Source organism: Acidovorax sp. HMWF029 (assembly GCF_003060895.1).
In the GTDB taxonomy this organism is placed as follows: Bacteria; Pseudomonadota; Gammaproteobacteria; order Burkholderiales; family Burkholderiaceae_C; genus Acidovorax.
Genome location: NZ_QAIH01000071.1, coordinates 1 through 7,521 on the forward strand (window position 1 = coordinate 1; position 7,521 = coordinate 7,521).

At 65.4% G+C, this 7,521-nt stretch carries 9 protein-coding genes; 1 reads left to right on the forward strand and 8 read right to left on the reverse strand.

Going from position 1 to position 7,521, the window contains the following annotated elements:
- From DBR12_RS04195 to DBR12_RS04230, 8 genes are all read right to left on the reverse strand, one after another.
- Positions 1 to 915, reverse strand: a 915-nt coding sequence (locus DBR12_RS04195) for an ABC transporter substrate-binding protein (RefSeq protein ID WP_108616098.1), incomplete at its 3' end; no start/stop codon positions are given.
- A gap of 86 nt (positions 916 to 1,001) precedes the next feature.
- The gene (locus DBR12_RS04200) at positions 1,002 to 1,865 is read right to left on the reverse strand and encodes a creatininase family protein (protein ID WP_108616099.1); all 864 of its coding nucleotides are present in this window, start codon (positions 1,863 to 1,865) and stop codon (positions 1,002 to 1,004) included.
- A 29-nt stretch (positions 1,866 to 1,894) separates the two neighbouring features.
- Positions 1,895 to 2,371: a RidA family protein gene (locus DBR12_RS04205; RefSeq protein WP_108616100.1), complete on the reverse strand. Its 477-nt coding sequence runs from the start codon at positions 2,369 to 2,371 to the stop codon at positions 1,895 to 1,897.
- Entirely contained in the window at positions 2,368 to 3,699 is a 1,332-nt protein-coding gene (locus tag DBR12_RS04210) for an amidohydrolase family protein (RefSeq protein ID WP_108616101.1), read from the reverse strand. Before DBR12_RS04210 ends, DBR12_RS04205 begins: the two co-directional genes overlap by 4 nt.
- A gap of 23 nt (positions 3,700 to 3,722) precedes the next feature.
- Positions 3,723 to 4,310 (reverse strand): NAD(P)H-dependent oxidoreductase, encoded by a 588-nt coding sequence (locus DBR12_RS04215; RefSeq protein ID WP_056641493.1) that lies wholly within the window; start codon positions 4,308 to 4,310, stop codon positions 3,723 to 3,725.
- Positions 4,311 to 4,335: 25 nt separating this feature from the next.
- Positions 4,336 to 4,638, reverse strand: a complete 303-nt coding sequence (locus DBR12_RS04220; protein WP_108616102.1) for a 2Fe-2S iron-sulfur cluster binding domain-containing protein — start codon at positions 4,636 to 4,638, stop codon at positions 4,336 to 4,338.
- A gap of 190 nt (positions 4,639 to 4,828) precedes the next feature.
- Positions 4,829 to 5,485 carry a TetR family transcriptional regulator C-terminal domain-containing protein gene (locus tag DBR12_RS04225; protein ID WP_108616105.1) on the reverse strand — a complete coding sequence of 219 codons (657 nt, stop codon included), beginning with the start codon at positions 5,483 to 5,485 and terminating at the stop codon, positions 4,829 to 4,831.
- 67 nt (positions 5,486 to 5,552) lie between these two features.
- On the reverse strand, positions 5,553 to 6,068 hold the full coding sequence (locus DBR12_RS04230; RefSeq protein WP_369861347.1) for a nucleoside deaminase: 516 nt from the start codon (positions 6,066 to 6,068) through the stop codon (positions 5,553 to 5,555).
- A 447-nt stretch (positions 6,069 to 6,515) separates the two neighbouring features.
- Here DBR12_RS04230 and DBR12_RS04235 point away from each other — a divergent pair, with 447 nt between their 5' ends.
- The gene (locus DBR12_RS04235) at positions 6,516 to 7,511 is read left to right on the forward strand and encodes an isopenicillin N synthase family oxygenase (RefSeq protein WP_108616104.1); all 996 of its coding nucleotides are present in this window, start codon (positions 6,516 to 6,518) and stop codon (positions 7,509 to 7,511) included.
- Positions 7,512 to 7,521: the final 10 nt, after the last annotated feature.

Below are 7,521 nucleotides of genomic sequence, written 5' to 3' on the forward strand. Positions count from 1 at the left end.
CAGAAAGTCGTAGCTGGCCTTGGCGCGCGCGTCGGTCATGATGCCGATGCCCTGGGTGGCTGCGTCGCCGCCCGTAGCCATGCCCAACTCCTTGAGCTTGGCCACGCTGTAGGCGAGCTGCTCGTCGGTCATGTTGGGGTTGTCCTTTTTGATGAGCGCGTTGGCCGGGGCGGGGTCGGCCAGGTAGCTCTTCCAGCCTTCCATCGAGGCTTTAACGAACGAGGCCACGGCGGCGCTGCGGTCCTTCACCGTCTTTTCCATGCACGAGATGGTGGTGGCGTAGGCGGGGTAGCCATGGTCGCTGAACATCAGCGTGTTGGCCTTGACGCCCGCCTTGGCAATGGCAAACGGCTCGGACGTCAGGTAGCCCTGCTGGGCGGAGTTCTTGTCGGCCACAAAGGGCTGGATGTTGAAGGTGTAGGGGCGCGTCTGCGCATCGGTGAAGCCGTACTTGGCCTTGAGCCAGGGCCAGTAGCCGCGCTGTGCCGACGAGGCGATGAGGATGGTCTTGCCCTTGAGGTCTTCGAATTTCTTCACATCCTCGTGGGCAATAAGCACCTGTGGGTCTTTCTGGAACACCGCCGCCACGTTGACCACGGGCACGCCGCCTTCACGCATCTGGATCATCTGCAGGTCGCTCGATCCCATCACGCATTCGGCCTGGCCTGCAGCCATCATCTGCACGATGTTGACCTGCGGGCCGCCCATCTTGATGGTCACGTCCAGCCCGTATTTTTTGTACAGGCCCGTGGCCACCGCCTGGTAGAAGCCGCCATGCTCGGCCTGCGCGTACCAGTTGGTCATGTAAGTGAACTTCTCTTGCGCCTGGGCAGTGCCCGACATGGTGCCAACGGCACCCACAGCGAGCAGGGCGGCTGCACCCATTTTGGAAAGGCGGGAGGCGGTCTTCATCATGGTGGTACTCCGGTAGGGTGGTGGAGGTGGAACGAAGGAACAACGAAGGGAAAGGAGAAAGGGGTTTGCGGTGGCGTTCGCAGGTTTCAGGCCAGTGCGGACGAGTGCTCGATGTGCCCGGTGTGATGGGCCCGGCCCCAGGTGGGCTCAGCGCGCGGTGCCCACTGCAGCTTGTGCAGTTCGGTGATGGCTGCGGCCCAGCTCACGGCCAGTGAGTCGAGGATGGCGTGGCCCTGTTCGGCGGTGGCGGGCAGCGGGTCGCCAATGATTCCGCTGGGGCCGAAGTCGCGTGCGCTCCAGGCGCAGGCGGGGCGGCCGTCGGGCGAGAGCAGGGGCGAATCAAAGACAGGTGGGTAGTTCACCACCGCGCGCTCCATGTGCACGGTGTCGGGGGCCAGGGCCAGCATCAGTGCGGTTTCGCCGTGGCCCGCGTGCATGGCCAGGCGTTTTTCCTTGTCCGACAGGAACTGGCCCGCTACGTGCGGCACCCGCCAGGTGAAGCTGGGCACCACAATGAAGTCGCCATGGCGCAGGCGCAGCTCGCGGGCGCACATCTCCATCACCTGCGGCTGGCCGCCGTGGCCGTTGACGAACAGCAGCTTGCGAAAACCCGCGCGGTACACCGATTCGCCCACCTCGTTCATGGTGGCCAGCAGGGTCTCGCCGCTCAGCGTGACCGTGCCCGGGAAGTGCAGGTGCTCTTCGGACTTGCCGTAGGTGATGGGGGCCATCGCAAACGCAGGCACTTCAGCGGGCAGGCGCGCTAGCGCATGGCCCACCACGCCTGCGCTGATGACGGTGTCCACCGCACACGGCAGGTGCGGGCCGTGCTGCTCGGTGGCGCCGGTGGGCAGCACGATGACGGTGTTCTCCTTGTCGGGCAGGTCGGCGATCTCGGTCCAGCTCAGGTAGGGCAGGTAGCGGTGGGGCGGGTTGTAGCCGTGCAGCATGGGTGGTTCTTTCGTGAAGGAAGGCGTTGTCAGCGCAAAGGGAGGTAGGCCGTGGCCTCCACCTCGATGAGGATGTCGGGCGTGGGCAACATGCCGCTCACTTCCACGACGGTGGACGCGGGGGGCTCGCTGGGGAAGAACAGCTTGCGCACGCGGCTGTACTGCGGGAAGTGGTCCAGGTTCTTGAAGTACTGCACCAGCTTGAACACGTCGGACATCTGGCCGCCTGCGGCCTCGATGGTCTGGCGGATGCGATCGAGCACATACCAGCTCTGCGCGAGGATGGGGCCCTCTTTGATGTCGCTGCTGAACTCGCCCGTGCGGCCAATCAGCGTGGCGGCCTCGTCAGGGATGTCGGCATAGCCGCGCACGATGCGGCTGGCGGCGGGATCCACGGCGATGATCCCGCTGAGGTAGATGAAGTCACCTGCGCGGCGCCATGCGGCGTAGCGGGCCAGGGGCTGGGCGATGCCCGGCGCAGGTGCGGTGGCAGATGCGGGGCTCATGCGAGGCTCCTTGCAGATTGGGTGGTGGGCACATTGGTTGGCATATGCCAGGAAGCCGGTGCGTGGCCGCTGGCGACGCGGCCCTGGCGCAGCACCAAACGGCTTTGTGCGCGCGATGGAAAGCCCCAGTGGTCGGCCTGCGTGAAGACCAGCAGGTCAGCCACAGTGCCGGGCTGCAGCGGCAGCGCAGTGGTGCCAGTGCGGCCGGTGCGCAGCCAGTCGGCTCGGCACAGCGATTCGCTCCATTGGTCGAAAGGTGCATCCAGCTGCGCAGCCAGAACGCCCGTGGCCAGGGCCTCCAGCGGGTCGAAGCTGCCCACGGGGCAGAACGGGTCTTGCACGTTGTCGCTGGCCACCAGCACCGGGATGCCACGTGCGCGCGCCTCCTTCACCAGCGTCAGACCACGCTGGCGCGGTGTGCGGCCGGTGGTGGCGTCCTGCAGCAGCAGGTTGGTGATGGGCAGCGTGACCAGCGTGATGGGGCTTTGCGCCACCGCGTCGAGCGTGGCGAGGGCCGTGGCCTCGTCCTGTGCGGCCAGGGCGCAGGTGTGGCCGCAGACCACATGGCCTTCGAAAGCCAGTTCCTTGAGCAGTGCGGCCGTGGTCGCCAAGCCCTGGGCGCCGGGGTGCAGTTCTTCGTCCACATGCAGGTCCACGTTCAGGCCGTGGTGTTGTGCGGCCTCAAACAGGTGGCGCAGCGCCTGCGGGTCCCAGTTGGTGGAATGCACAAAGCCGCCCAGTAGTGCTCCAGGGCCGCTGGCGGCCACGGTGGCGGCCAGCCGCATGGCGGCGTTGCGGTCCGTATACAGGTGTAAGGGGATCAGGCTCACGCGCTCCAGCGTGATGCGGTCGGCCCAGTCGTGGGCCAGGGCGCGCTGCACGTTCCAGGCCAGCGGCTGCGCGTCGGGCTCCCACCAGTCGCAGTGGGTGCGCAGGTGCACCGTGCCGGCGTCGTAGGCCCATTGCAGCGCGCGGCTGGCGCGGGCGTGGATGTCGGCCTCGGTCCAGCCCTGGCGGTCCACCATCATGGCCTCGATGGCGCCCAGCAGGCCGGGTTTGACCACGCCCATGCGGGGCAGGGTGAAGGCCTTGTCCAGGTGCGTGTGGGCATCGACCAGGCCCGGCAGCACCAGCGCGCCCGCCACGTCCCACACCGTGCCGTGTAGCGCAGGCTGGGTGCCGTGGGGAAGCATCTGCACGATGCGGCCCTGGGCCAGGTGCAGGTCGGCCAGTGCGGGCTGATGACCTTGCTGCGGCCACGCGGTGGGCAGCAGCCAGCGCGGCAACCTAGCGCGCAGGATGTGGTCGGGAGTGTTGGATGCGTGCATGCCGTGGCCCTTGGAACGTGGTCTTATGCAAAGCGCGCCATGGCCTGGCCCACGCGCGCCTTGAAGGCCGCCAGTCGCGGCGGTGTGGCCACGTTCATGTGGTAGTAGGCGTGGTAGTCCACCCGCGCCTTGCCGCCCGTGAGCAGGCGCATGTAGCGGGTGATGGACTTGCGCGGCGGGTCGCCCATGAACAGGGCTGTCCAGCGGGGGCGGCCGTAGGTGACCACGGCCGAGATGCGCTGGATGTGCGTGAGCGAGGGTTTGACGTTGTGCGGGTCGCTGATGTCAAAGGCCACGCCGGGCATGAGCACGCGGTCGAAAAAGCCCTTGAGCATCGCCGGCATACCGAAGCACCAGGTGGGAAAGCAGAACACCACGGCCTCGGCCCAGAGCAGCCGGTCCACATAGCCCTGCACGGGCAACTGGTTGCTGGGCACCTCGTGGTAGCCCAGGCGCTCCTCGCGTGTCATCACGGGGTTGAAGCCCTCGGCGTACAGGTCGCAGTCGTCCACCTCATGGCCCGCGCCGCGCAGCTGCTGCACCACCTCGGTGTGCAGGGCGGCGTTGTAGCTGGTCTCTACCGGGTGGCAATAGATCACAAGGATGCGCATGGCGGGGCTTCCTGGTTGTTGAAGTTCAGAGGTCGAGCGTGAGCGTGGGCCCGTGGCTGCGCGCGCAGCACACAGCGACATGGGTGGCTTGCTCTGCAGCGCTCAGGCAGCTGTCGCGGTGGTCGGGCTCGCCGTCCAGCCAGCGGGTCACGCAGGTGCCGCACACGCCCTGCTCGCACAGGGTTTCCAGCGGCACGCCAGCGAGCTGCAGCACGTCGGCCATGCTCTCGCCGGGGGCAACGGGCAGGCGCGTCTGGCTGCGCTGCAGAATCAGCTCGAACGTGTGTTCTGTGCGGGTGGCGCTGGCGGTGTCAGGGGCTGTCTGCATTGTTTGACCATGTGATTTGATCGATTGGTCAAACTATTGCAAAGGCTGTGCCAGCCACAAAGACCGGTCAAACGTCTTTGTGGTGTATCAACGCGGATCCAAAGCTGCTTTTTGGCGCAGCGTGCTGGTGCACATCGCCCTGGATACGCCCCTTGTCACCAAAGGGGCGCCCAGAAATGGGCAGGGAGCCTTAGTCTGGTGCGAGGCCGCAACCCAGCAGCACAAAGCTGGTGAGTTCGCGCACGATGGGCTCGCGGTCGATGGGTTCGTCGGGCGCCAGGCCCAGCATGATGTGCACCTGCACGCCGTAATCGGCGTAGTGCTGCGTCATGCCCCAGATCTGCATGAGCAGCAGCGTGGGGTTGACGGCGCGCATGCGGCCCTCGGCAATCCAGCGGTTGATGAGGTCCACCTTCTGCTGGGTGGACTTCACGGCCACGGGCCAGTATTTGCCCAGGTTGCGCCCACCGCCCAGCACCTCGGTGGTGAAGATGCGCGACAGGCCCGGGTTGTCCAGCGCATAGTCGAGCTTCTTGCGCACGTAGCTGCTCAGAACGGTTTTGGGGTCGTTGCTGTTGGCATCAAAGATGAAGGCGCCCGACCAGCCGTTGAGCACCGAGTACAGCAGCTCTTCATACAGCTCTTCCTTGCTGGCGATGTAGTAATGCAGCTGCGGCTTGGTCAGGCCCGCGCGCTCGGCAATGGCCTTGGTGGATGCGCCCTTGAAACCATGGCGGCTGAATTCGGCAATGGCCGCTTCGCGGATGGCGCCCAGGATGCGTTCGCGGCCCTGTTTGGCGCGGCTGAGCAGCGCGCCAGAGGCGGCATCGGCTTCGGATTCGATCATGGCTTGGGTGCGAGGCATGGAAGTTGGCAGAGTGTGCGCCGCAGATTCTGCCCGCACCGGAAACGGTTCAGACCTTCCAGAACCCGATGTGCGGTGCGCTGGCTTCTTCGATCAGCGCAGGGCCGATGCATTCGATGGCGTGGGGCGAAGCGGCAAACACGTCGCGGCACGACAGCTCGGCATCGCGCTGCTCGGCACGTTCGCCCCGGAACACGCGCAGGCGTTCGGCATCAATGCCAAACACCACGCGCCCAATGCCGGACCAGAAGATGGCGCCCGCGCACATCACGCAGGGCTCGGCCGACGAATACAGCGTGGCCTTGGACAGGGCATCGCGGCCCACGCGCGGGCTGAGCTGGCGCACGGCATTGGTCTCGGCGTGGCCTGTGCAATCGCCGGTTTCGGTGGTGTTGCAGTAGGCCTCTGCCAGCAGGTGCCCTTCGGCACTGATGACCACCGCACCAAACGGGCGGTTGCCTCGTGCGCGGGCGGTGCACGACCAGGCAATCGCCTGGCGCAGGTAGGTGCCGTCGGTGTCGTTGATGGGGGTGGGGTCGTCAAAGCTGGCCGGGGGTGCAGACATGAGCGCGTGCATGGTGTGTCTCCGTCGATGGTGGGTGGGTTGCTGTCGTTGTGCAACGCCGGACTGTCTGCATGCCCGCCGTTGTGGTGCAGGGCGCTATGCATTTGGCATGCCAATCACAATCAGTGACATGTATGCATGGCTTTTGACGCGCTGTGCACAAGCGCTCTGACTCCGCTTGGGCACACATGCGAGGCGCCGTGGGCATTCTTCTTGCATCGCCGTTGGCAAGAGTAGAAGCGTTCACTGCATTGCCCCTTGTGCCATCCTGCACGAGGCGATGCCAGTCGGAAATTGCTCTTGAAGCCCGCTGTGTGCACAGCGGTGTGCACTTGCACGCCGTGGCTTCAAGGGTTGAACGGACGGCTGCCGCAGGCGGTGCCATCCACTCTTGAAGCACCCAGCGGGAGGGCCTTTCTTCCTTCCACTTGTCTTCAGGAGAACTGCATGACCACCACCGCCACCTACGACCTCGCTGAGCTGCAAAAAGAAACGCGCATGGGCGCAATGGGTTCGGAAACCGCAAGCCGCGAGATCCGCCGCATCGACCTCACCGACTTTGCGCAGCGCAAGGTCGAGATTGCTGGCCAGCTCTGGGATGCTGCCGTCGATGTGGGTTTTTTCCAGATCGTGAACCATGGCATTGACCTGACCGAGGTGCGCAACGCCTTTGCGATGACTGAGCGCTTCTTTGCGCTGCCCGACGCTGTGAAGGCTCAATACCCGCTCAGGAAAGCGCTCAACGTGGGCTGGGAAAGTCGCGCGCAGGTGCGTCCCTCCACCGGCACGCCAGACCAGAAGGAGTCTTATCAAATCACACGCCCGCACATGGAAGGCCTGTGGCCTACCGACGAAGAGCTGGCTGGCTTTGAGGCCAATATGCTCGCCTTCGAGGCCCAGTGCTGGCAGGTGGCGATGCAGGTGCTGTCGTGCTTTGCGTGGAAGCTGGGGTTTGACGAGGCTTTCTTTTCCCGAGCGCACGACCCCGCGCAGGCCAGCTACCAAAGCACCTTGCGCCTGCTGCATTACTTTGCGACCCCGCCCGAGCGGCAAGCCAGCCTGGGCCTGTGGCGCGCCGGGGCCCATACCGACTTTGACTGCCTGACCCTGCTCTTTCAGCGCCAGGGTCAGGGCGGCCTGCAGGTCTGCCCGGGCAAGGAGATGGACACCAAGGCCTGGACCTCGGTGGAGCCCGATGAGCAGGCCATCACCTGCAACATCGGCGACATGCTGATGCGCTGGAGCGATGACCAATTGCCCAGCAACTTCCACCGCGTGAAGAACCCGTTGCCGGGTGAGTACATGGGGCCGCGCTACAGCATCGCATTCTTTGCCCAGGCCAACCGCGACGCCATCATCGATGGGCCGCGCAAGAAGTACCCTGCGATAGCGGCGGGCGACTACCTGAACCAACGGGTGGCGGCGAACTTCAAGGCTTATTGAGGCACAACCG